This window comes from Agromyces cerinus subsp. cerinus (genome assembly GCF_900142065.1).
Classification (GTDB): domain Bacteria; phylum Actinomycetota; class Actinomycetes; order Actinomycetales; family Microbacteriaceae; genus Agromyces; species Agromyces cerinus.
The window spans coordinates 660,958-682,556 of the sequence record NZ_FSRJ01000002.1; the positions used below are offsets into that span (position 1 = coordinate 660,958).

At 70.4% G+C, this 21,599-nt stretch carries 20 protein-coding genes; 19 read left to right on the forward strand and 1 reads right to left on the reverse strand.

What is annotated here, in order from left to right; all coding sequences use genetic code 11:
• Window positions 1-3 precede the first annotated feature (3 nt).
• A complete protein-coding gene (ppa, locus tag BUR99_RS08995) occupies window positions 4-489 on the reverse strand; it encodes an inorganic diphosphatase (protein WP_074259997.1) in 486 nt (161 codons plus the stop codon).
• A gap of 96 nt (window positions 490-585) precedes the next feature.
• Here ppa and tilS point away from each other — a divergent pair, with 96 nt between their 5' ends.
• The 19 genes from tilS to BUR99_RS09080 all read left to right on the forward strand — a co-directional run bounded on the left by tilS (window position 586) and on the right by BUR99_RS09080 (window position 21,590).
• Window positions 586-1,638 (forward strand): tRNA lysidine(34) synthetase TilS, encoded by a 1,053-nt coding sequence (gene tilS, locus BUR99_RS09000; protein WP_074259998.1) that lies wholly within the window; start codon window positions 586-588, stop codon window positions 1,636-1,638.
• Window positions 1,639-1,788: 150 nt separating this feature from the next.
• A complete protein-coding gene (gene hpt / locus BUR99_RS09005) occupies window positions 1,789-2,340 on the forward strand; it encodes a hypoxanthine phosphoribosyltransferase (RefSeq protein ID WP_074259999.1) in 552 nt (183 codons plus the stop codon).
• A 41-nt stretch (window positions 2,341-2,381) separates the two neighbouring features.
• Entirely contained in the window at window positions 2,382-4,067 is a 1,686-nt protein-coding gene (locus BUR99_RS09010; protein WP_074260000.1) for an MFS transporter, read from the forward strand.
• 56 nt (window positions 4,068-4,123) lie between these two features.
• A complete protein-coding gene (locus BUR99_RS09015; protein ID WP_074260001.1) occupies window positions 4,124-4,840 on the forward strand; it encodes a DUF2652 domain-containing protein in 717 nt (238 codons plus the stop codon).
• Window positions 4,841-4,921: 81 nt separating this feature from the next.
• Entirely contained in the window at window positions 4,922-6,940 is a 2,019-nt protein-coding gene (ftsH, locus tag BUR99_RS09020; protein ID WP_074260324.1) for an ATP-dependent zinc metalloprotease FtsH, read from the forward strand.
• A 37-nt stretch (window positions 6,941-6,977) separates the two neighbouring features.
• Window positions 6,978-7,574 (forward strand): GTP cyclohydrolase I, encoded by a 597-nt coding sequence (gene folE, locus BUR99_RS09025; protein WP_074260002.1) that lies wholly within the window; start codon window positions 6,978-6,980, stop codon window positions 7,572-7,574.
• The gene (gene folP / locus BUR99_RS09030) at window positions 7,567-8,379 is read left to right on the forward strand and encodes a dihydropteroate synthase (protein ID WP_074260003.1); all 813 of its coding nucleotides are present in this window, start codon (window positions 7,567-7,569) and stop codon (window positions 8,377-8,379) included. The genes folE and folP overlap by 8 nt, the downstream gene beginning before the upstream one ends.
• Entirely contained in the window at window positions 8,372-8,758 is a 387-nt protein-coding gene (gene folB / locus BUR99_RS09035; protein ID WP_074260325.1) for a dihydroneopterin aldolase, read from the forward strand. Before folP ends, folB begins: the two co-directional genes overlap by 8 nt.
• Window positions 8,755-9,240: a 2-amino-4-hydroxy-6-hydroxymethyldihydropteridine diphosphokinase gene (gene folK / locus BUR99_RS09040; protein WP_074260004.1), complete on the forward strand. Its 486-nt coding sequence runs from the start codon at window positions 8,755-8,757 to the stop codon at window positions 9,238-9,240. The genes folB and folK overlap by 4 nt, the downstream gene beginning before the upstream one ends.
• A complete protein-coding gene (locus BUR99_RS09045; RefSeq protein ID WP_074260005.1) occupies window positions 9,237-9,710 on the forward strand; it encodes a DUF3180 domain-containing protein in 474 nt (157 codons plus the stop codon). The genes folK and BUR99_RS09045 overlap by 4 nt, the downstream gene beginning before the upstream one ends.
• Window positions 9,703-10,239 (forward strand): PH domain-containing protein, encoded by a 537-nt coding sequence (locus BUR99_RS09050; protein WP_084183855.1) that lies wholly within the window; start codon window positions 9,703-9,705, stop codon window positions 10,237-10,239. The genes BUR99_RS09045 and BUR99_RS09050 overlap by 8 nt, the downstream gene beginning before the upstream one ends.
• Window positions 10,236-12,101 carry a PH domain-containing protein gene (locus tag BUR99_RS09055; RefSeq protein ID WP_074260006.1) on the forward strand — a complete coding sequence of 622 codons (1,866 nt, stop codon included), beginning with the start codon at window positions 10,236-10,238 and terminating at the stop codon, window positions 12,099-12,101. The genes BUR99_RS09050 and BUR99_RS09055 overlap by 4 nt, the downstream gene beginning before the upstream one ends.
• Window positions 12,091-12,849 (forward strand): Rossmann-like and DUF2520 domain-containing protein, encoded by a 759-nt coding sequence (locus BUR99_RS09060; protein ID WP_074260007.1) that lies wholly within the window; start codon window positions 12,091-12,093, stop codon window positions 12,847-12,849. Before BUR99_RS09055 ends, BUR99_RS09060 begins: the two co-directional genes overlap by 11 nt.
• A complete protein-coding gene (gene panC, locus BUR99_RS09065) occupies window positions 12,846-13,712 on the forward strand; it encodes a pantoate--beta-alanine ligase (RefSeq protein WP_074260008.1) in 867 nt (288 codons plus the stop codon). The genes BUR99_RS09060 and panC overlap by 4 nt, the downstream gene beginning before the upstream one ends.
• Before the next feature lie 189 nt (window positions 13,713-13,901).
• A complete protein-coding gene (gene lysS / locus BUR99_RS09070) occupies window positions 13,902-15,434 on the forward strand; it encodes a lysine--tRNA ligase (RefSeq protein WP_074260009.1) in 1,533 nt (510 codons plus the stop codon).
• A 25-nt stretch (window positions 15,435-15,459) separates the two neighbouring features.
• Window positions 15,460-15,609: a hypothetical protein gene (locus BUR99_RS20255; protein ID WP_159440976.1), complete on the forward strand. Its 150-nt coding sequence runs from the start codon at window positions 15,460-15,462 to the stop codon at window positions 15,607-15,609.
• A 96-nt stretch (window positions 15,610-15,705) separates the two neighbouring features.
• Entirely contained in the window at window positions 15,706-15,882 is a 177-nt protein-coding gene (locus tag BUR99_RS20420; protein ID WP_056011093.1) for a hypothetical protein, read from the forward strand.
• A 4-nt stretch (window positions 15,883-15,886) separates the two neighbouring features.
• Window positions 15,887-17,353 (forward strand): cardiolipin synthase, encoded by a 1,467-nt coding sequence (cls, locus tag BUR99_RS09075; RefSeq protein WP_074260010.1) that lies wholly within the window; start codon window positions 15,887-15,889, stop codon window positions 17,351-17,353.
• Between the two features lie 151 nt (window positions 17,354-17,504).
• Window positions 17,505-21,590: an MSCRAMM family protein gene (locus tag BUR99_RS09080; RefSeq protein WP_074260011.1), complete on the forward strand. Its 4,086-nt coding sequence runs from the start codon at window positions 17,505-17,507 to the stop codon at window positions 21,588-21,590.
• The last annotated feature ends 9 nt before the right edge of the window (window positions 21,591-21,599 follow it).

Genomic DNA, 21,599 nt, shown 5'->3' on the forward strand with positions numbered 1-21,599 from the left:
GGCTCAGTGACCGGGGAACGCCTCGATCGCCTTCTGGATGAGCGACTCGGCCTCGGCCGCGTTCGCCCAGCCCTCGGTCTTGACCCACTTGCCGGGCTCGAGGTCCTTGTAGTGCTCGAAGAAGTGCTCGATCTCCTTGCGCGTGAACTCGGGGATGTCGTCCACGTCCTGGATGTGGTTCCAGCGCGGGTCGCCCGCGGGCACGGCGATGACCTTGGCGTCGCCGCCGCCGTCGTCGGTCATGTGGAAGACGCCCACGGGGCGGACCTTCACGCCCACGCCCGGGAAGAGCGGGAAGTCGAGCAGCACGAGCACGTCCAGCGGGTCGCCGTCGTCGCCGAGGGTGTTCTCGAAGAAGCCGTAGTCGGTCGGGTAGACGAAGGTCGTGTAGAGCACGCGGTCGAGGAAGACCCGGCCGGTCTCGTGGTCGACCTCGTACTTGTTGCGGCTCCCCTTGGGGATCTCGATGATGGCGGCGTACTCGCCCATGCTGGTTCTCCTTGTGTTGGAAGGCGCTTCTCGAAGCTTGGCCCGCGGGCCGACCCGGTTCGGAATCGGGCGCGATCGGCGGAATAAGGTTACTTGATGCCTCCTGACCAGCAGACGGATGCCGCGGCTCGCCGACCGCGACTGACACCCTCGATCGCCGACGTGCGTCGGGCCGTGCGCGGCGTGCTTCCGGCGGGGGCCGAGTCGACGGACGGCCCGCTCGTGCTCGTCGCCCTCTCGGGCGGTGCCGATTCACTCGCGCTCGCGGCCGCCGCGGCGTTCGAGGCGCCGCGGGCGGGATGGCGCGCGGGCGCCGTCGTCGTCGACCACGGGTTGCAGGCGGGATCGGCCGAGGTTGCGGCCGCGGCGGCGGAGACCGCGCGGGAACTCGGGCTCGACCCCGTGCTCGTTCGCCGGGTCGAGGTCGCGGGGGAGGGCGGCCCCGAGGCATCCGCTCGCGATGCCCGCTATGCCGCGCTCGATGCGGCTGCCGCCCTGACCGGTGCCGCGCTGGTGCTGCTCGGCCACACGCTCGACGATCAGGCCGAGACCGTGCTGCTCGGACTCGCTCGGGGCTCGGGCGCCGCGAGCCTCTCGGGCATGCCCGCTCGCGCCGGCCGGTACGCACGGCCACTGCTCGGCATCCGACGTGCGGCCACGCGGCAGGCGTGCCTCGACGCGGGGCTCACCCCGTGGGACGACCCGCACAACCTCGACCCCGCCTTTGCCAGGGTGCGGGTGCGCGAACGCGTGCTGCCCGTGCTCGAGGCCGAGCTCGGACCCGGCATCGCCGAGGCGCTCGCACGCACCGCCGAGCACCTCCGCGAAGACGAGGCCGCCTTCTCCGAGCAGATCGAGGAGTTCATCGAGGAGATCTGCGAACCCGCCGAGGCCGGCATCGCGATCTCGATCGGCGCCCTCGCCGCGAACCCCGCCGCGCTGCGTCAGCGCATCATCCGCCACGTCGTCGGCAGCGAGTTCGGCGTCTCGCTCTCGCGCTCGCAGACCCTCGAGGTCGCCCGGCTCGTGACCGACTGGCACGGCCAGGGCCCGATCGACCTGCCGGGCGGCGTGCTCGCGACGCGGGCCGGCCGGCACGTCGTGCTGAGCACCACCGGGTCGACGGAGATCCTTCCCCACGACCACTGAGCAGAGAGTCTGCTGGTTGAGCTTGTCGAAACCGCCCGGTTGTGGGTTTCGGCAGGCTCAACCCGCAAGAACCACCGCGTAGGCTCGATGCATCCGTTCGCCGCGCACCCACGGCGACGTGCCCCGATCGCCCCACCCAGGAGAGCAGCCATGTACGCGAACGAGATCGAAGCCGACCTGACCGAGGTGCTCGTCACCGAAGCCGAGATCCACGCGAAGCTCGCCGAGCTCGCCCGCCGCATCGAGGCGGACTACGAGGGCGAGGACCTGCTGCTCGTCGGCGTGCTGAAGGGCGCGGTCATGGTCATGGCCGACCTCGCGCGCGAGCTGCGCCCGCACATCAACATGGACTGGATGGCGGTCTCCTCGTACGGCGCCGGCACGCAGTCGTCGGGTGTCGTGCGCATCGTGAAGGACCTCGACTCCGACCTCACCGGCCGTCACGTGCTGATCGTCGAGGACATCATCGACTCGGGCCTGACGCTCAGCTGGCTGCTCGGCAACCTCGAATCGCGCGGTGCGAAGTCGGTCGAGATCTGCGCGCTGCTCCGCAAGCCCGACGCGGCGAAGGTGGAGGTCGACGTCAAGTACCTCGGCTTCGACATCCCGAACCAGTTCGTCGTCGGCTACGGTCTCGACTTCGCCGAGAACTACCGCAACCTCCGGGATGTCGCGATCCTGGCGCCGCACGTCTACTCCTGAAGTTCCTCGCGCGGCGACGGTCGCAGGCCTAGAGTCTTCGCATGGGCGAAGGGCGGCGCCGCGGCAGGGTGCGCGACGCTGCGGCCGCCTTCACGAGCAACTGGCGCAATCCCAACCTCCGCAGAGCCCAGCTGAGCTTCCTCGGCGCATGGACGGCGGAGTGGGCCTTCACCGTCGCGCTCGGCATCGTCGCGTACCGTGACGGCGGCGCCGTGGCGCTCGGACTCGTCGGGCTGCTCCGCATGGTGCCGTCGGCGATCCTCGCCCCGCTCCTCTCGCCCATCGCCGACCGGGGGCGCCGCGAACGGGTGCTCATCATCGTGTCGATCGTGCGCGGCCTCGCGACCGCCGCGGCAGCCGTGGTCGCCGCCGTGGCGGGGCCGCCGGCCGTCATCTACGCGCTCGCGATCCTGTCCACGATCGCCGCGACGCTCTACCGCCCGGCGCACTCCGCGCTGCTCCCATCGCTCTGCCGCACCGGGCACGAGCTCGCGAGCGCCAATGTGGTGCGGGGCCTGCTCGATTCCGCGGCCACGCTCGTCGGCCCGCTGCTGGCGGCCGTGCTGCTGCAGTTCACCGGGGTCGACGTCGTGTTCGCCGTGGCGGCGGCCGCATCGTTCTGGGCGGCGGCCCTGCTCGCGCGGCTGAAGTACGACGCCCCGCCGCGCCCGTCGGCGCCGAAGCGACCGAACCTCGCGCGGGAGGCGGCCGAGGGCGTGCGTGCCGTCGTGGCGAACCGCGACCTGACGCTCATCCTCGCGCTCGCCGCGGCGCAGGCGCTCACCAGGGGTGCGCTCACGGTGCTCTCGGTCGTGGTCGCGATCGAGTTGCTCGGCACCGGAGAACCGGGCGTCGGCGCGCTGATGGCCGCCGTCGGCGTGGGCGCCGTGCTGGGGTCGCTCGCGGCATCCCTGCTCGTCGGCACCGGCCGCCTGGGAGTCTGGTTCGCCGTGGGGATCGGGCTGTGGGGGCTGCCGTTCACCCTCATCGGCCTCGCGCCCTTCGAGGCCCCGGCGCTCGGGCTGCTCGCCTTCGTCGGCGTCGGCAACGCGCTGGTCGACGTCGCCGGGTTCACGCTCATCGCCCGCATGGCGCCCGACGAGGTGCTCGCCCGGGTCTTCGGCGTGCTCGAGAGCCTCGTCGCCGTCTCCATCGGCATCGGCGCCGTCGTCGCCTCGACGCTCGTGGAGTGGTTCGGCGTGCAGACCGCGCTCATCGCGATCGGCCTCATCTGCCCGGTGCTCGCGCTCGTGTCGCTCCCGCGTCTGCGGGGCATGGACCGCACGGTCGACGTGATCGACGGCGACATCCGGCTGTTGCAGCAGGTGCCGATGTTCCGCACCCTGCCGCTGCCGTCGATCGAGCAGCTCGCTCGCGGGCTCGAGCCGGTCGCGGTGCCCGCCGGTGCCGCCGTGTTCACGCAGGGAGATGTCGGCGACCGCTACTACGTGATCGAGACGGGCGAGGCAGACGTGGTCGGCGACGGCCGGGTGGTCGCGACGCTCGGCCCGGGCGAGGGCTTCGGCGAGATCGCCCTGCTGCGCCGCACGCGCCGCACGGCCTCGGTCGTGGCGAGGAGCGTGCTCGCGCTGCGGGCGCTCGGCTCCGACCGGTTCCTGCCCGTCGTGCTCGGGTACACGGCGAGCGCGCAGGAGGCCGCCGTCGTCGTCGACGGCCAGCTCGACCGCTACACGCCGAAGGAGCGATTCGACGAGCCGCCCTCCTGACGGCCCCCTCCGAACAGGGGTGTTGAGAACTCCTCGTCTTGATGGGATCGTGAGGCATGGACTCCGGCCGTGCCGTGCTGCTGATCGCCGACATCGGTGGCTACACCGACTACATGAGCTCCCATCGCATGAGCCTCGCGCACGCCGAGGTGAACACCGGCCGCATGCTCGAACGAATGATCGACGCCGCGCCCGGATTCGACCTCATCGAGATCGAGGGCGACGCCGCCTTCCTCTCGCTGCAGGTCGACGAGAGCGAAGCGGATGCCTCGATCCCCGAGATCCTCGACGCCGCGGTCGCGATGCACCGCGCGTTCCACCTCGAACGGCAGTACGTCACGGCGAACCTGTGTCCCTGCAAGGGATGCAAGGGGGCGGCCGACCTCAAGCTGAAGTTCGTGGCGCACGTCGGCGATGTGGCCATCCAGACGATCCGCGATCGCATCAAGCTCGTGGGCATCGACGTCATCCAGGTGCACCGCATGCTGAAGAACCCGGTCGACATCCCCGAGTACGTGCTGCTCTCCGAGGAGCTCTACCGCACCGGCGAAGACGCGGTGACGGCCCCGGTGCGCGAGGTCTCGCCCGAACTCGAGGGGTTCGGCACCGTGCGGGCGTACTTCGTCGACGTCGGCGATCTCGAGGAGTCGCCCGCTCCGCTGCCCGTGCCCTCGTGGCCGAAGCGCATCGGGCAGACGTTCGCCGCGGTGGGGCCGGGGCTGCCGTACATGCTCGGAATGCGCGGCACCCGCCGCGCGGCATCCGCTCAGTGACGGCTGCCGGCGCACGCCGCGAATAGCCCACAGCGAACACTCGGCCGGCATTCGGCGACTGCAATGTAGCCTGTGAGCACCATGAACATCAAGAAGATCCTGCGCGGGCCGATCATCTACATTCTGCTCGCGATCGTCGCCGTGTGGATCGGGTCGAGCCTCATCACCGCATCGGGTTTCAAAGAGGTCTCGACGCAAGAGGGCCTCGACCTCCTCAACGACGGCAAGGTCGCCGCCGTGAAGATCGTCGACGGTGAGAACCGCGTCGACCTCACGCTCGCGAAGGAGGACGACGAGCTCGGCAAGCAGGTGCAGTTCTACTACGTCACCCCGCGCGGCGCCGACATCGTCGCCGCCGTCGACGCGGCCGACCCGGCAGACGGCTTCAACGACGAGGTGCCGCAGCCGAACTGGTTCCTCTCGATGCTTGGCATCCTGCTGCCGCTCGTGCTCATCGGCCTCTTCTTCTGGATCATGCTGTCGGGCATGCAGGGCGGCGGCAACAAGGTCATGCAGTTCGGCAAGTCCAAGGCGAAGCTCGTCTCCAAGGAGAGCCCGAAGGTCACCTTCGACGACGTCGCGGGCGCCGACGAGGCGATCGAGGAGCTCCACGAGATCAAGGAGTTCCTGAAGGAGCCGGCGAAGTTCCAGGCGGTCGGCGCTCGCATCCCCAAGGGCGTGCTGCTCTACGGCCCTCCCGGTACCGGCAAGACGCTGCTGGCCCGCGCGGTCGCGGGTGAGGCCGGCGTGCCGTTCTACTCGATCTCGGGCTCCGACTTCGTCGAGATGTTCGTCGGCGTCGGCGCGTCCCGCGTGCGCGACCTCTTCGACCAGGCGAAGCAGAACGCACCCGCCATCATCTTCGTCGACGAGATCGACGCGGTCGGGCGCCACCGCGGCGCCGGCCTCGGCGGCGGTCACGACGAGCGCGAGCAGACGCTCAACCAGCTGCTCGTCGAGATGGACGGCTTCGACCCGAAGACCAACGTCATCCTCATCGCGGCGACGAACCGCCCCGACATCCTCGACCCCGCGCTCCTGCGTCCCGGCCGCTTCGACCGCCAGATCGGCGTCGACGCCCCCGACATGAAGGGTCGCCAGAAGATCCTCGAGGTGCACTCGAAGGGCAAGCCCCTCGCCCACGGCGTCGACCTCGAGGTGCTCGCGCGCAAGACCCCGGGCTTCACCGGCGCCGACCTCGCGAACGTGCTCAACGAGGCTGCACTGCTCACGGCTCGCTCGAACGCGCAGCTCATCGACAACCGCGCTCTCGACGAGGCCGTCGACCGCGTGATCGCCGGCCCGCAGCGTCGCTCCCGCGTCATGAAAGACAAGGAGAAGCTCATCACGGCCTACCACGAGGGCGGCCACGCCCTCGCTGCGGCGGCGATGAACTACACCGACCCGGTCACGAAGATCACGATCCTGCCGCGCGGCCGCGCCCTCGGCTACACGATGGTGATGCCGCTCGAAGACAAGTACTCGGTCAGTCGCAACGAACTGCTCGACCAGCTCGCCTACGCGATGGGCGGCCGCGTCGCCGAAGAGATCGTCTTCCACGACCCCTCGACCGGCGCATCGAACGACATCGAGAAGGCCACTTCGACGGCACGCAAGATGGTCACCGAATACGGCATGAGCGCGAACGTCGGCGCCGTCAAGCTCGGGCAGTCGGGGGGCGAGGTGTTCCTCGGCCGCGACATGGGCCACCAGCGCGACTACTCCGAAGAGATCGCCGAGACGGTCGACCTCGAGGTGCGCGCCCTCATCGAGCAGGCGCACGACGAGGCCTGGCAGGTGCTCAACGACAACCGCGACATCCTCGACAAGCTGGCCGCCGAGCTGCTCGAGAACGAGACGCTCGACCACAAGCAGATCGCCGAGATCTTCAAGGACGTCAAGAAGCTGCCCGAGCGCCCGCTGTGGCTCTCGAGCGACAAGCGCCCGGTCTCCGACCGTCCGCCGATCGCGTTCCCGACCCAGAAGATGCCGATCGATCAGGGTGCCGTCGACGGCGGTGTCGACTCCGGTGAGCTGCCCGTCGAAGACGAGGCGCCGGCGCGCGCGCCGCAGTCGAACCCGCGCCCCGCGACCGCCTAGCCGCGGCCGCAGCGAGTCGACCCGAAGAAGGGGAGTCATGGCCGGAGTGGACGCCGAGCGCATCCAGCGCGCGGTGCACGAGATCCTGCTCGCGATCGGTGAAGACCCCTCGCGACCGGGGCTCGAGCGAACGCCGCAACGGGTCGCCGAGGCCTACGCCGACTTCTTCGGCGGTCTCGACGTCGATCCGCAGAGTCACCTGGCCGACACGGTACCGATCGGGGCGACGGATGCCGGTGTGCCGGCGACGTCCGACGCGGTCGTGCTCCGCGACCTCGCGTTCCGGTCCGTCTGCGAGCATCACCTGCTGCCGTTCGTCGGCACGGCGCACGTGGCCTACCTGCCGGGCGACCGGGTGGTCGGGCTCGGCCGCATCCCGGCGGTCGTCGACACGCTCGCCCGTCGCCCCCAGCTGCAGGAGCGGCTCACCGAGGAGATCGCCGACGCGCTCGTCGCGGGGCTCGACCCCAGGGGAGTGCTCGTCGTGCTCGACGCCCAGCACCGCTGCGTGACGACGCGGGGCTCGCGTCAGGAGCGCAGCTCCACCGTGACGATCGCGAGCCGCGGCGCACTTTCGGAGCCCGCAGCCCGGAGCGAGATCATCACGCTCATCGGGGCCCAGACGAATGCCTGATCGCACGCTCGTCATGGGTGTGGTGAACGTCACGCCCGACTCCTTCAGCGACGGCGGCCGCTGGTTCGACGCCGATGCGGCGATCGCGCATGGTCTCGAGCTCGTGGCCGCCGGAGCCGACATCCTCGACGTCGGGGGAGAGTCCACCCGGCCGGGTGCCGCGAGGGTCGCGCCCGAAGAGGAGCTGCGCCGGGTCGTGCCCGTCATCAGGGAGCTCGCCGGCCGCGGCATCCGGGTGAGCGTCGACACGATGCGCGCCGCCACGGCGCAGGCCGCGGTCGAGGCGGGCGCCGAGATCATCAACGACGTCTCCGCCGGCCTCGCCGACGCGGCGATGGGCCCGATCGCCGCCGAGACCGGTGCACGCTACGTCGCCATGCACTGGCGCGGCCACTCCGACCGCATGGACTCGCTCGCCGAGTACGCCGACGTCGCCGTCGAGGTGCGCGACGAGCTCGCGCAGCGGGTCGACGACCTCGTGGCCGCCGGGGTCGCCCCCGAGAAGCTCATCCTCGACCCCGGCCTCGGCTTCGCCAAGCGCGGCGACCAGAACTGGGAGCTGCTCGGTCGTCTCGACGTGCTCGCCGGGCTCGGGCTGCCGATCCTTGTCGGCGCCTCGCGCAAGCGATTCCTCGGTGCGATGCTGCCCGAGGAAGCCTCCGTCACCGACCGCGACCTGCCGACGGCCGTCGTCAGCGTGCTCTCGGCGCAGGCGGGCGCCTGGGGGGTGCGCGTGCACGACGTGCAGGGCACGCGCCGCGCCCTCGACGTCCTCGGCGCATGGCAGAGTGGACGACGTGACTGAACGGCGCGATCGCGGGCGAGGCGATGAGATCACCCTCACGGGGCTTCGGGTTCGCGCGCACCACGGCGTGTTCGACTTCGAGCGCGTCGAGGGCCAGGAGTTCGTGATCGACGTCACGGTCGCCGTCGACCTCGCCGCAGCAGCGGCATCCGACGACCTCGATCGCACCGTGCACTACGGCGAACTCGCCGAGGCCGTCGTCGCAGCGGTGGAGCGCGACCCAGTCGATCTCATCGAGACCGTCGCCGAGCGGGTCGCCGCAGTGGCGCTCGGCTTCCCGGCCGTCGACGAGGTCGAGGTCACCGTGCACAAGCCGCAGGCGCCGATCACTGTGCCGTTCGACGACGTCGCGGTCACGATCGTACGGAGCCGGGCATGACGCGCGCCGTCATCGCATTCGGAGCGAACCTCGGCGACCGCGAGGCCACGATCGCCGCAGCGGTGCGCGAGATCGCCGAGGCATCCGGAGTCGACCTCGTCGCGGTGTCGCCCGTCTACGAGACCGCCGCCGTCAAGGACTCGGGCGTCGACGTCGACGCCCCGCGCTACCTGAACGGGGTCGTCGTCGTCGTGACGGCACTCGAGCCGCTCGAGCTGCTCGAACTGCTGCAGCGCATCGAGCTCGAGCACGGCCGGGTGCGCACCGAGCACTGGGGCGACCGCACGCTCGACCTCGACCTCATCGACGTCGACGGCGTCGTGCTCGACGACGAGCGGCTCACGCTGCCGCACCCGCGCGCCTGGCAGCGGGCGTTCGTGCTCGCTCCGTGGCTCGACGTCGACCCCGAGGCCGAGCTCACCGGGCGCGGGCCGATCGCCGCGCTGCGTGCCGCGGCCACCGACGAGGTGGTGCGCCGATGAAGCGCACGCACCCCTCGACCATCGTCGCCTTCGTGCTCGCGGGCATCGTCGCCGGGTACCTCATCGACCTCGCGATCGTCTCCAACGGGTCGAAGGCGATCGTGCCGCCGCTCTCGCTCCCGATCACCCTCGCGGGTGTCGCCGCGCTCGTCGTGGCATTCGCCTGGCCCATCCGGCGGGCCGTCAAGGGCAAGGCGACCAAGCACCTCGACCCGTTCCGGGCCATGCGCACCGCGGTGCTCGCGAAGGCCTGCAGCCTGAGCGGCGCGCTCATGTTCGGCTTCGGCCTCGGCATCACCCTGTTCCTGCTGACGCGCAGCGTCATGCCGTCGCCCGCGACGGTCTGGCTCGCCATCGCCACGGCGATCGGCGCGGCCCTGCTCATGACCGGCGGGCTCGTCGCAGAGTTCTTCTGCACGCTGCCGCCCGACGACACCGACACCGAGAAGAAGGAACACGCACATGCCTGAGGCGCCCGCGCCCGAGCTCCAGCCCGAAGACGGCGTGCACGACGAGGCGGGGCTGCCCGAGGCATCCGACACCGGCTGGCTGCGGGTCTCGCCGAAGTACGTGCTCGTCGAGGTGGTCGGCTCGATCGTCGGCATGCTCATCTTCGTGGGCATCGCCCTCGGGGCTCACTTCCTGCTCCACTGGGAGTGGGCGCTGTGGGTGGCGGGAGCGATCGCGGTGGTGTCGCTCGTGGGCATCGCGTTCGAGCCGCGTCGTGTGCGCTCGATCCAGTACCGCCTGCGCGCCGACGACCTGCTGTTCCGCCGCGGCATCATGTTCCAGCGGCAGGTCGCCGTGCCCTACGGGCGCATGCAGCTCGTCGACATCACCCGCGGCCCGGTCGCGCGCGCCCTCGGCCTGGCCGACCTGAAGTTCGTGACCGCGGCGGCGTCGAGCGCGGTCACCGTGCCCGGGCTGCCGATGGCGGAGGCCGATCGCCTCCGCGACGAACTCGTCGCCCTCGCCGAGTCGCGCCGGGCGGGACTGTGAGCGGAGTCGCCCGCCCGCAGGGAGTGGTGAACCTCGCCGACGGCGAATGGCACCGGCTCCACCCTGCGAGTCCGCTGCTGCGCGGCGGCCTCGTGTTCATCGCCGTGCTCGGCTTCATCATCGCGAACCTGCGCGAGCGGGTCATCGAGATCTTCCTCGCGATCTTCGCGCCCGAGTCGAGCGCGCCGATCGACGCCGAGTACGGCGAATGGCAGCAGGACTGGGCGAACGACCCGGTCGGCGGCATCGTGATGAACGGCCTCGTGGGCTGGGCGCTGCTCGCGCTCGCGGCGATCATCATCACGGTCGTCATCGGATTCTGGCTGTCGTGGCGCATGCACACGTTCCGGGTCACGCACGAGGCGGTCGAGGTGCGCAGCGGCATCCTCTTCCGGTCGCACCGCAGCGCGCGGCTCGATCGCATCCAGGGCATCAACGTCAACCGGCCGCTGTTCGCGCGCCTCTTCGGCACGGCGAAGCTCGAGATCTCGGTCGCCGGGCAGTCGGCGAACGTGCAGCTCGCCTACCTCGGCTCCACCCTCGCCGACGCGCTGCGCGCCGACGTGCTGCGCCTCGCGTCGGGCGCGAGGGCCGAGCGGGCGCACGGTGCGGCCGTGCCCGCCGCAGCCGACGGGCGAACGGATGCCTCGGCGCTCGTGTCGCCCGGGCTCGTGGCGGAGCCCGGCGCAGTGCAGGAGCCCGCGGCGGAGGCGGCCGGTGCCGATGGCGCCACGGGCCAGCGCACGCCGGTCAGCGCCCGCGCCGGCGCGCTCGTCACCCAGCGCGTCGACGAGTTCCTCGCCCCCGAGCTCGATCCCGACCTCGCGCCGCCCGAGTCGGTCGTGCACCTGCCGATCGGCCGGGTGATCGGATCGACCGTGCTCGGCGGGTCGACGATCTGGGCGATCATCCTCGTCGCGATCATCGTGGTCGGCGTCACGAGCGGCCAGATGTGGGTGCTCTTCAGCTTCGTGCCCGCGGCCATCGGTCTCGTGAGCTACATGTGGTCGCGCATCACGAAGTCGCTGCGCTACTCGATCGCGGGCACGCCCGACGGCGTTCGCATCGGGCACGGCCTGCTGTCGACGGGCAACCAGACGATCCCGCCGGGGCGGGTGCATGCCGTCGAGGCCACCCAGTGGGTGTTCTGGCGGCCGTTCGGCTGGTGGTCGGTGCGCATCAACGTCGCGGGCCAGTCGGTCTCCGCCTCAGGCGATGCCGCGCAGCGCACCATCGTGCTCCCGGTCGGCACCGCAGCCGACGTGCACCGCGTGCTCGCCCTGCTGCTGCCCGACGCCGCCGCAGAGGTCGAGACGCTCGTCGACGCCGGTCTCGTGGGCCGGGGCGATGCCGGCGGCTTCTCCGTCACCCCGAAGCGCGCCGCGTGGCTGCGCCCGTTCTCGTGGAAGCGCATCGGCCTCGCCGAGACGGCGGGCGTCGCGGTCATCCGGCGGGGCGCGCTCATCCGCAGCCTCAGCCTCGTGCCGCTCGCCCGCATGCAGTCGGTCGCCCGGTCGGTCGGCCCGATCGAACGCGCGCTCGACCTCGCGACCCTGCGGTTGCACACGGTGACCGGTCCGGTCTCGGCGGTGCTGCCCGTCGCAGACCGTGCGGTCGCGACGGCGCTCTTCGAGCGGCTCGCGCACGAGGCGATCGAGCGCGCGGCGAGCGACACCTCCCATCATTGGGGTGCCGCGGCCGCGCCCGACGCGGCGGCCGAGACGGCGCCGGGAGCGCCTGCCGAAGCGGCGCCGGGAGCGCCTGCCGAAGCCGTGCCGGGAGCGACTGCATCACGGGCAGAGCCGCCGGCCGGGGCATCCGCCGCCCCCGCCGACGAGACGGAGCCCCGACATGTCGTCTGATCGACCCGGACGCCTCGGCGTCGGCACCATCGGCGCCGGCCGCGTCGGCGCCGTGCTCGCCTCGGCCCTGGCCGGCGCCGGGCACGCCCTCACCGGCATCGCCGCAGTCTCGGAAGAGAGCCGCGAACGCGCGGCGACCATGCTGCCCTCGGTGCCGGTGCTGCCGATCCCCGAGATCATCGAGCGCAGCGAACTCGTGCTGCTCGCCGTGCCCGAGGCCGAGCTCGGCCCGCTCGTCGCCGGCCTCGCAGAGGCCGGCGCCTGGCAGCCGGGCCAGCTCGTGCTGCACACCGTCGCCCGGTTCGGCACGAGCGTGCTCGACCCCGCGCGGCTCGCCGGAGCCATTCCGCTCGCCGTGCATCCCGCGATGAGCTTCACGGGCACGAGCATCGATCTCGCGCGCCTGCCGGGCACGTGGTTCGCCGTCACCGCGCCCGCGCCCGTGCTGCCGATCGGCCAGGCGCTCGTCGTCGAGATGGGCGGCGAGCCGGTCATCGTGGCCGAGCGCGATCGCGCCGCCTACGGCGAGGCCATCGACACGGCGGTCTCGTTCTCGAGCGCGATCGTCGATCAGGCGAGCGGCATCCTCGACGGCATCGGGGTGGCGAGACCCGGCGCGGTCCTGGCGCCGCTCGTGCGCAGCGCCGTCGAGAACGCGCTCGCGCGGCACGACCGCGGCGCGTACACCGAAGGGGCCGATACGATCGACGAGGCCGATTCCGACTGGCCGCTGGGGGGTGGCGCGTGACCGGGTCCACGTCGAGCGTGCGTGTCGTGCCGACCATCGCCGAGCTGCGCGAGCAGCTCGCCGAGCGGCGCGCCGCCGGCGCATCCGTCGCCCTCGTGCCCACCATGGGCGCCCTGCACGCCGGTCACCTGGCACTCGTCGCGCACGCGCGCGAACTCGCCGACGTCGTCGTCGTGTCGATCTTCGTGAACCCGCTGCAGTTCGGCCCGGGTGAAGACCTCGACCGCTACCCGCGCACCCTCGACGCCGATGTCGAAGCACTCGCCGGGCCCGGCGTCGAGTTCGTCTTCGCGCCGACCGCCGCCGAGATGTATCCGAACGGGGCCGTCGGCACGACGCTCACGGCCGGCCGGGTCGGCTCGCTCTACGAGGGCGCGTCCCGCCCCGGCCACTTCGACGGCATGCTGACCGTCGTCGGCAAGCTGCTCAACATCGTTCGCCCCGACGTCGCGGTCTTCGGACAGAAGGACGCGCAGCAGGTCTTCCTCGTGCGCCGCATGGTCGACGACCTCGACGTGCCCACCTCGATCGAGGTCGTGCCGACCGTGCGCGAGGCCGACGGGCTCGCCCTCTCGAGCCGCAATCGCTTCCTCGACCCCGGCCACCGGGCCGCGGCGCTCACGCTGATCGAGGCGCTCAGGGCAGCGGATGCCGCGGCATCCGACGGCCTCGCCGAAGTGCTCGCCGAGGGGGCCGCCGCCTTCGGCGACCACGACGACGTCACCCTCGACTACCTCGTGGTCGTCGACCCCGAGACGTTCCTCCCCGTGGCCGACGATGCGCGGGGCCCGGCCGTCGTGCTCGTCGCCGCCCGCGTGGGGTCGACCCGCCTCATCGACAACGCCGCCATCACGCTCGGCTGATATCCCGCCTGCGCACGCCCCGCCACGGCTTCGGAGATCTGCGCGACATCGGAGCGGAGGGCAGGATCTCGCCGAAGTCGCGCAGATCTCCGAGGCCACGATCGAGAGTCGGGCGCGGTGCGCGCCCAAGTAGGCTGGTGCACGCACCCACGCAGTGCAGACGGTACTGCCGCACGACGAGAGAGAACGATGGCCGAGAATCAGACGGATGCCACGCCCGAGCCCACTGCCGAGGAGATCAGCGCTGCTGAGATCTCCGAGCAGAAGGCCGTGCGTCTCGCCAAGCGCGAGCGGCTGAACGCCGCATCCGACGACCGCGCCTTCGGTGCCTACCCCGTGCGACTGCCGATCACGGCGACGATCCCCGAAGTGCGCGACCGCTTCGTCGGGCTCGGCGTCGACGAGGCGAGCGGCGAGCAGGTCGGCGTCGCCGGTCGTGTCGTGCACTCGCGCAACACCGGCAAGCTGTGCTTCGCCACGCTGCAGGCGGGCGACGGCAGCCGCATCCAGGCGATGGTCTCGCTCGCCGAGGTCGGCGAGGAGTCCCTCGCCGAGTGGAAGGAGCTCGTCGACCTGGGCGACCACGTGTTCGTGGCCGGCGAGGTCATCACGAGCCGCCGCGGCGAGCTGTCGATCATGGTGAAGGAGTGGCGCATCGCCTCGAAGGCGATCCTGCCGCTGCCGAACCTGCACAACGAGCTCTCGGAAGAGATGCGCGTGCGCAGCCGCTACCTCGACCTGATCTCGCGCGAGCAGGCCCGTCGCAACGTCATCGACCGGGCGAAGGTCAACGCGAGCCTGCGGCGCACCTTCGACGGCCTCGGCTTCATCGAAGTCGAGACGCCGATGCTGCAGGTCATGCACGGCGGGGCATCCGCTCGCCCGTTCGTCACGCACTCCAACGCGTTCGACACCGAGCTGTACCTGCGCATCGCCCCCGAGCTGTACCTCAAGCGCGCCGTCGTCGGCGGCATCGAGCGGGTGTACGAGATCAACCGCAACTTCCGCAACGAGGGCGCCGACTCGACGCACTCGCCCGAGTTCGCGATGCTCGAGGCCTACGAGGCGTACGGCGACTACAACACGATCGCCGACCTCACGCAGCAGCTCATCCAAGACGCCGCGCTCGCCACGTCGGGCTCGCACGTCGTGACCTGGGCCGACGGCACCGACTTCGACCTCGGCGGCGACTGGGCGCGCATCTCGATGTACGACTCGCTCTCCGAGGCGATCGGCGAGACGATCACCTCGTCGACCCCGGTCGAGCGGCTGAAGCAGCTCGCCGACGAGGCCGGCATCGAGGTCGACCACCCGCTGCCCGGCAAGTATGTCGAAGAGCTGTGGGAGCACCACGTGAAGTCGGGCCTCGTGCGGCCGACCTTCGTGATGGACTTCCCGCTCGACACCTCGCCCCTCGTGCGCGAGCACCGCTCGATCCCGGGCGTGGTCGAGAAGTGGGACCTCTACATCCGCGGCTTCGAGCTCGCCACCGGCTATTCCGAGCTCGTCGACCCGGTCGTGCAGCGCGAGCGCTTCGTCGAGCAGGCGAAGCTCGCCGCCGGCGGCGACCCCGAGGCGATGCGCCTCGACGAGGAGTTCCTGCGGGCGCTCGAGTTCGGCATGCCGCCGTCCGGTGGCATGGGCATGGGCATCGACCGACTGCTGATGGCCCTCACCGGCCTCGGCATCCGTGAGACGATCCTCTTCCCCTTGGTCAAGTAGTTCGACGAGAGAGCGGATACCGCGCATGAACGACTACCTGCCGAAGGATGAGCTCGAACCCGAGAAGGATCCGAAGCGACCGTCGAACATGCGGCTCGGCATCTGGCTCGTCGTCGGCGCGATCGGCCTCTACCTGGTCGTCTCGGGCATCTGGGGCCTCGTCGCCGGCGGCTGAACCGGCCAGCCGGCCGAGCGAGCGGATGCCGCGACATCCGTGGCTCGGACCGGCCCATGCGGCGAATTCAGGGAAAGAACGTATCCTTGGAGTCCTATGGACGAATTCTGGGCGAATGCGATCTGGTCGCTTGCGCCGACCGTGCTCATCGGGCTCATCTTCTGGTTCGTGATGCGTGCGGTCATCCACGCGGATCGCAACGAGCGCAAGGCCTACTCCCGTATCGAGGCTGAGGAGCGGGCCAAGCTCGCCGAGCACCGACCGGCAGCCTGACGGCATGACCGCGGAGCAGGCGGCGCTCTCCTTCGCCGGGGTCGTCGTCGTCATCGACCTGATCATCCGTGTGACGGCGATCATCGTGGTGCCGCGCAACCGCCGCCCGACGGCGGGCATGGCGTGGCTCCTCGCCATCTTCTTCCTCCCGTTCATCGGGGTGTTCTTCTTCCTGCTCATCGGCAATCCCAAGCTGCCGAAGCATCGGCGTGAGAAGCAGGCCGAGGTCGACCGCTACATCCGCGAATCGACGCACGGCGTCGAGCGGGTGAGCGACCCCGGTCACTGGCCGGCCTGGTTCGAGGGCGTCGTGCGGCTGAATCGCAATCTGGGATCGATGCCGCTCATCGGTTCCAACAGCGCGAGCCTCATCGGCGACTATCAGGGCTCGCTCGACGCGATGACCGACGCGGTGCGGGGTGCCAAGCGCTACGTGCACGTCGAGTTCTACATCCTCGCCCTCGACGCCACCACGGCGCCGTTCTTCGACGCCCTCGGCGAGGCGGTCTCCCGCGGGGTCGACGTCCGGCTCATGCTCGACCACGTCGCCTCTCTCCGGGTGAAGGGCTACCGCAAGACGCTCAAGCGACTCACCGCGATGGGCGTGCTGTGGCAGCTCATGCTCCCCGTGCAGCCGTTCAAGGGCAAGTACCAGCGACCCGACCTCCGCAACCACCGCAAGATCCTCGTCGTCGACGGCGAGGTCGGCTTCATGGGTTCGCAGAACATCATCGACCGCAGCTACAACAAGCGCAGCAACATCCGTCGCGGTCTGAAGTGGAAGGAACTCGTGGCGCGAGTCGAGGGGCCCATCGTGGCCGGCCTCGATGCCATCTTCGCCACCGACTGGTATCTCGAGACCGGCGAGGAGCCGGTGCGCGATCTCTCCGAATCGCTCGACCAGCCCGGCGAGGCCCAAGACCTCGACTGCCAGGTGGTGCCGAGCGGCCCGGGGTACCCGAACGAGAACAACCTCAAGCTCTTCCTCGCACTGCTCTACGCGGCTGAAGAGCGCATCATCCTCACGAGCCCGTACTTCGTGCCCGACGAGGCGATGCTGCGCGCGATCAGCGGCGCCACCCAGCGCGGCATCCACGTCGAGCTCTTCGTGTCGGAGATCGGCGACCAGGCGCTCGTCTACCACGCGCAGCGTTCGTACTACGAGGCGCTGCTGCGCGCCGGCGTGAAGATCTACATGTTCAAGGCGCCGTACATCCTGCACTCCAAGCACTTCACGATCGACGACGACGTCGCCGTGATCGGGTCGAGCAACATGGACATCCGCTCGTTCGAGCTCAACATGGAGATCTCGCTCCTCGTGCGCGGGGCGTCGTTCGTGCGCGAGATGCGCGCCGTCGAAGACGGCTACCGACGCGACAGCCGCGAGCTGACCCTCGACGAGTGGATGCAGCAGCCGCTGCGCTCGACCGTGCTCGACAACCTCGCGCGTCTCTCCTCCGCGCTGCAGTAGACGCGAGGGCGACCGCCACCTCCGTTCTGGGGGCGAGCGCGGGGCGACCGCAATCTCGAGGATCATTCCGTTTTCCGTGCGGACTCGATAGAGTCCGAGAGCACAGCTCGAGAGCGTCGATCGCGATTGCGGCGACGCTGGGGGGAACGTGATGGCCCGAATCAGGAGCGTCTCGCTCGTCGCCGTCGGCGCGCTGCTCGCGGTGTCCCTGGCGCCGCTCGCGGTGGCGGCACCCGCGAACGCGGCCACGCTCGCTCCTTCGGGGCTGTCGACGGGGTTCCAGCTCGACGGGAACAAGTCGGCCGGCGTCCCACCCGACACGTTCGACTGGGACGACTTCCTGACGCCGCCGCAGCCGAACGGCGCCTACACCTTCACGCCGACCGGGCCGTACACCACGGCCGACGGCAACGCCTCGACCGGCATCCTCGACGCGACGTTCGACTGGGACAACGGGTCGCTCGCCGCATCCTGCTCCGATACCACCACGGATGCCACGGGCGCCCCCGGAAGCCAGACGCCCAACACCATCCCGTGGGCGCCCGGCCCGGCGAACGTCAACGACAAGGGCAACCTCTGCAGCACGGCGTCGGCGTATGAGGTCGTGTCGACGGACGACGGCGTCCGGCACCTCGTGCTGTACAACTACTGGACCCGGCTCGTCGGCAACGGCAGCGTCAGCGTGCTCCAACTCCTCGAGGGGCCGGCGCTGGGGCGTTGCGACGACATCCTCGTGGTGTTCGACTACAACTCGAACACCTCCACCGTGACGGTGCACTTCCGCAGGTGGGCGCCCGCCCTGGGGGATGCGTGCGCCAACCCCAACGCACCCGGCGCGTGGCTGCCGACGGGCGATCCGATCGACTTCGCGTGGGCCGTCGGCGTGCGCACCGAGGGCCCGCTGCCCGTCGGCAACCAGCCGCAGGCGACCTTCGGCGAGTTCGGCGTCGATCTCACCGAGGCCGGCCTGTTCAGCCCGGGGGAGTGCACGACGTTCCAGGTGTCGACGATGCTCACCCGCACGGGCACGGACTTCGGTGCCCAGACGCAGGACTACTACGTGCCCGACGCCGACGCGCTCACGATCGCGAACTGCGGCACCTTGAGCGTCACGAAGGAGACGCTGCCCGCCGGCATCGACAGCGACGACCGCTTCGACACGGTCATCGACCGCACCGGTGGCGGGATCGTGCTTCCCGCGACCGACGCGACCGAGATCGTCGACGACATCGGAATCGGCGAGACGAACACGTACGAGGGCGTGCTCGCGGCGACCGACTATCAGCTGGTCGAGACGATCTCAGGTCCGTGGGCGATGCAGTCGATGCTCTGCTCCACGCTCGTACCGGGCACCAGGCTGCCCGTCGAGTTCGTGCTCGACGATGCGTCCGATGTGTTCACGGTGTATCCGTCGACCATCACCCAGTGCCGCATCGTCAACGCCACGTCGACGGTGACGGTGACGAAGCAGACCCTGCCCGACGGTGCGGAACAGCTCTTCGACTTCGACATCGGCGGGCAGCAGGCCTCGCTCGGCGACGGGCAGAGCGCCACCTTCGCATTCGCCCCCGGCAGCCAGGTCGACATCTCCGAGACGGTGCCGGCCGGGTGGCTCGACAGTGCGACGATCACCTGCACCGACGGATCCGCGGTCATCGACGAGGACGCGCCGAGCGCCACGGTGACCACCGTGGCGGGGCAGGACGTCGCGTGCACGTTCACGAACACGCAGCTCGGCAACATCCGCATCGCGAAGGAACTCTTCGGCCCGCCGGGCGGCACGTTCGACTTCACCGGCGACTGGACGACGGGGGATCCGCTGCTGCCGCCGGGCGGTGAGTTCTCGATCGAGGCGCTGACGGGCGACGGCATCGACTACTTCGCCACCTTCACCGGTGTGGAGCCCGGCGACTACAGCGTCACCGAGCTGGCGGACACGGTCAATGGCACGCTGCTCGTCACCCTCCTCTGCACGATCGACGGCCAGGACGTCTTCTTCGAGGGCACGGCGACCGCCGACTTCACGCTCGCACCGGGCGAGACCGTGACGTGCTACTTCACGAACGCGTCGCCCGGCCAGATCTTCGTGCTGAAGGAGACCGTGCCGTTCGAGTACGACCAGGACTTCGGCTTCGAGTTCGAGTCGCAGGCGGACCCGACCCCGGTGCCGTTCACGCTCAACGCCGGCGTGCAGGACGAGGCGACGTGGGCGAGTCCGCAGCTGGAGGGCGGGACGTACACGGTCACCGAGCTCGGGGGCGTGCCCGACTGGGCGCTCACCGACATCACCTGCGATGTCCCGGGTGGGAGCTTCACCGCAGATCTCGATGCCGGCACGGCGGAGATCCAGTTGCCCGACTCCGGCATCGCCGGATGCCGCTTCACGAACACGGCGACGCCCGGGCAGGCGACGGTCGCGAAGACCGCGACCGGCATCGCGGACGGCTTCGACTGGTCGTTCGACTTCGACCTGGTGAACGACGACAGCGGCGAGGTGCAGACGCTCGCCGTCGACACGGCGAATCCGACGGCGACCTTCACCGACCTGGCCCCCGGGGTCAACTACACCCTGAACGAGGTGTCGGCAGAGGGCTGGACCTCGACGCTCTCGTGCACCGGCCTCGACGACCTCGATCCGGCCACCGCAGGGTGGCAGTTCGTCGGGCCGCCGGCCTTCGACCTCCAGTGCACCGCCGAGAACACGGCGGCACCGGCCGACGTCACCATCACGAAGACCGTGACGGCGGTCGCCGACACACTCGACTGGAGCTTCGACTTCACTCTCGATCCGGCCGATGGCGTCACGCCGGGCGCCGAGCAGGCCGTCACCGGCACCGGGCCCTCGACCGGGTCGGCGACGTGGCAGGGACTGCTGCCGGGCGAGACCTACACCCTCACCGAGGCCGACGCCGCGGGGTGGATCGAGGGCACCATCCAATGCCAGGCGGGCGCGCTCGTCGACCTCGACCCCGAGGTGCCGGGCTTCCAGTTCGAGGCGCAGCCGGGGCTCAGCCTCGCCTGCACGGTGTCGAACACCCCCGAGCCGATCGACCTCACGGTCACCAAGACCGCGCTCGGTGGCGACGGCACCTTCCAGTTCGTGCTGACGCCGATCGATCCCGTCGGCGAGGCGATGGTGGGCTCGGTCGCGACGAGCGCCGGAACCGGCGTCGCGGTCTTCACCGGCCTCGTGGCGGGTACCGAGTACCGGCTCGAAGAGCTCGAGTTCGCGAACTGGATCAGCGGTGAACTGACGTGTCAGGTGTCCCGGTCGGGGACGGTGGACGACCTCGTGCTCACGAGGTTCACGGTGATGGCAGGCGACAACGTCACGTGCGCCATCACGAACCGAGCCGTCGGCACCATCGTCGTCGCGAAGCAGGTCGAGGGCGACGACGGCACGTTCTCGTTCGTCGGCGACTGGGCCGAGCCGGCCGAGTTCACGATCGAGACGACGGATGGATCGGGCTCCGCCGTGTTCCCCGGAATCGCACCGGGCACGTACACGGTCGAGGAGCTCGCGCTCGAAGGCTACGAGAACACCGACCTCGTCTGCGTCGACGGAGACGCCGACGGCGAAGTCTCGTCGGTTCAGGGCGCTCTCGGAACGATCGAACTCGACCCGGGCGAGACGGTCGTGTGCACCTACACGAATGTGCAGCGGGGCCCCGTCGAGGTCGAGAAGGTGGTCATCGGCGACCCCGAGTTCGGCGATGGAGGTGCGGTGACCGTGCGCTACGGCATCACGGTGACGAACACCTCGACGCTTGAGCAGCCGTACGACCTCCACGACCGGATCCGGTTCGGCCAGGGCATCGCCATCGAGAGCGCGACCGTCGTCTCCGACGACGGTGTCGTCGTGAACGCCGGGTGGGACGGGATCGACGACACGCTCGTCGCCGCAGGAGCGGTGCTCGGTTCGAACGCGGTGCACACCTATTCGGTGACCGTCAGCGCCCGGATCCCGGTCGGCATCACCGCCGATCAGGCGGACTGCTCGGTCGGGAGCCCGACCGAGGGATCGGGCCTGCTCAACACCGCGACCGTCGCGTTCTGGAACGGCGACGGCAGCGACGAGGCTGACGCGTGCGCGCCCGTGCCCGTGCCCGTCACCGCGCCGGCCGGAGGGCTCTCGCCCACCGGTGTCAGCCTCACGGCGCTGTGGTACGCGTTGCTGCTGATCGTCGGCGGCGCGGCAGTACTCGTCGTGAGGCGTGCCCGTCCCGCGCGGAGCTGATTCGCGGGC

Coding starts and splice junctions, on each gene's coding strand:
- ppa (WP_074259997.1), bottom strand. CDS start 489: ATGGGCGAGTACGCCGCCATCATCGAGATCCCCAAGGGGAGCCGCAAC.
- tilS (WP_074259998.1), top strand. CDS start 586: ATGCCTCCTGACCAGCAGACGGATGCCGCGGCTCGCCGACCGCGACTG.
- hpt (WP_074259999.1), top strand. CDS start 1,789: ATGTACGCGAACGAGATCGAAGCCGACCTGACCGAGGTGCTCGTCACC.
- BUR99_RS09010 (WP_074260000.1), top strand. CDS start 2,382: ATGGGCGAAGGGCGGCGCCGCGGCAGGGTGCGCGACGCTGCGGCCGCC.
- BUR99_RS09015 (WP_074260001.1), top strand. CDS start 4,124: ATGGACTCCGGCCGTGCCGTGCTGCTGATCGCCGACATCGGTGGCTAC.
- ftsH (WP_074260324.1), top strand. CDS start 4,922: ATGAACATCAAGAAGATCCTGCGCGGGCCGATCATCTACATTCTGCTC.
- folE (WP_074260002.1), top strand. CDS start 6,978: ATGGCCGGAGTGGACGCCGAGCGCATCCAGCGCGCGGTGCACGAGATC.
- folP (WP_074260003.1), top strand. CDS start 7,567: ATGCCTGATCGCACGCTCGTCATGGGTGTGGTGAACGTCACGCCCGAC.
- folK (WP_074260004.1), top strand. CDS start 8,755: ATGACGCGCGCCGTCATCGCATTCGGAGCGAACCTCGGCGACCGCGAG.
- BUR99_RS09045 (WP_074260005.1), top strand. CDS start 9,237: ATGAAGCGCACGCACCCCTCGACCATCGTCGCCTTCGTGCTCGCGGGC.
- BUR99_RS09050 (WP_084183855.1), top strand. CDS start 9,703: ATGCCTGAGGCGCCCGCGCCCGAGCTCCAGCCCGAAGACGGCGTGCAC.
- BUR99_RS09060 (WP_074260007.1), top strand. CDS start 12,091: ATGTCGTCTGATCGACCCGGACGCCTCGGCGTCGGCACCATCGGCGCC.
- lysS (WP_074260009.1), top strand. CDS start 13,902: ATGGCCGAGAATCAGACGGATGCCACGCCCGAGCCCACTGCCGAGGAG.
- BUR99_RS20255 (WP_159440976.1), top strand. CDS start 15,460: ATGAACGACTACCTGCCGAAGGATGAGCTCGAACCCGAGAAGGATCCG.
- BUR99_RS20420 (WP_056011093.1), top strand. CDS start 15,706: ATGGACGAATTCTGGGCGAATGCGATCTGGTCGCTTGCGCCGACCGTG.
- cls (WP_074260010.1), top strand. CDS start 15,887: ATGACCGCGGAGCAGGCGGCGCTCTCCTTCGCCGGGGTCGTCGTCGTC.
- BUR99_RS09080 (WP_074260011.1), top strand. CDS start 17,505: ATGGCCCGAATCAGGAGCGTCTCGCTCGTCGCCGTCGGCGCGCTGCTC.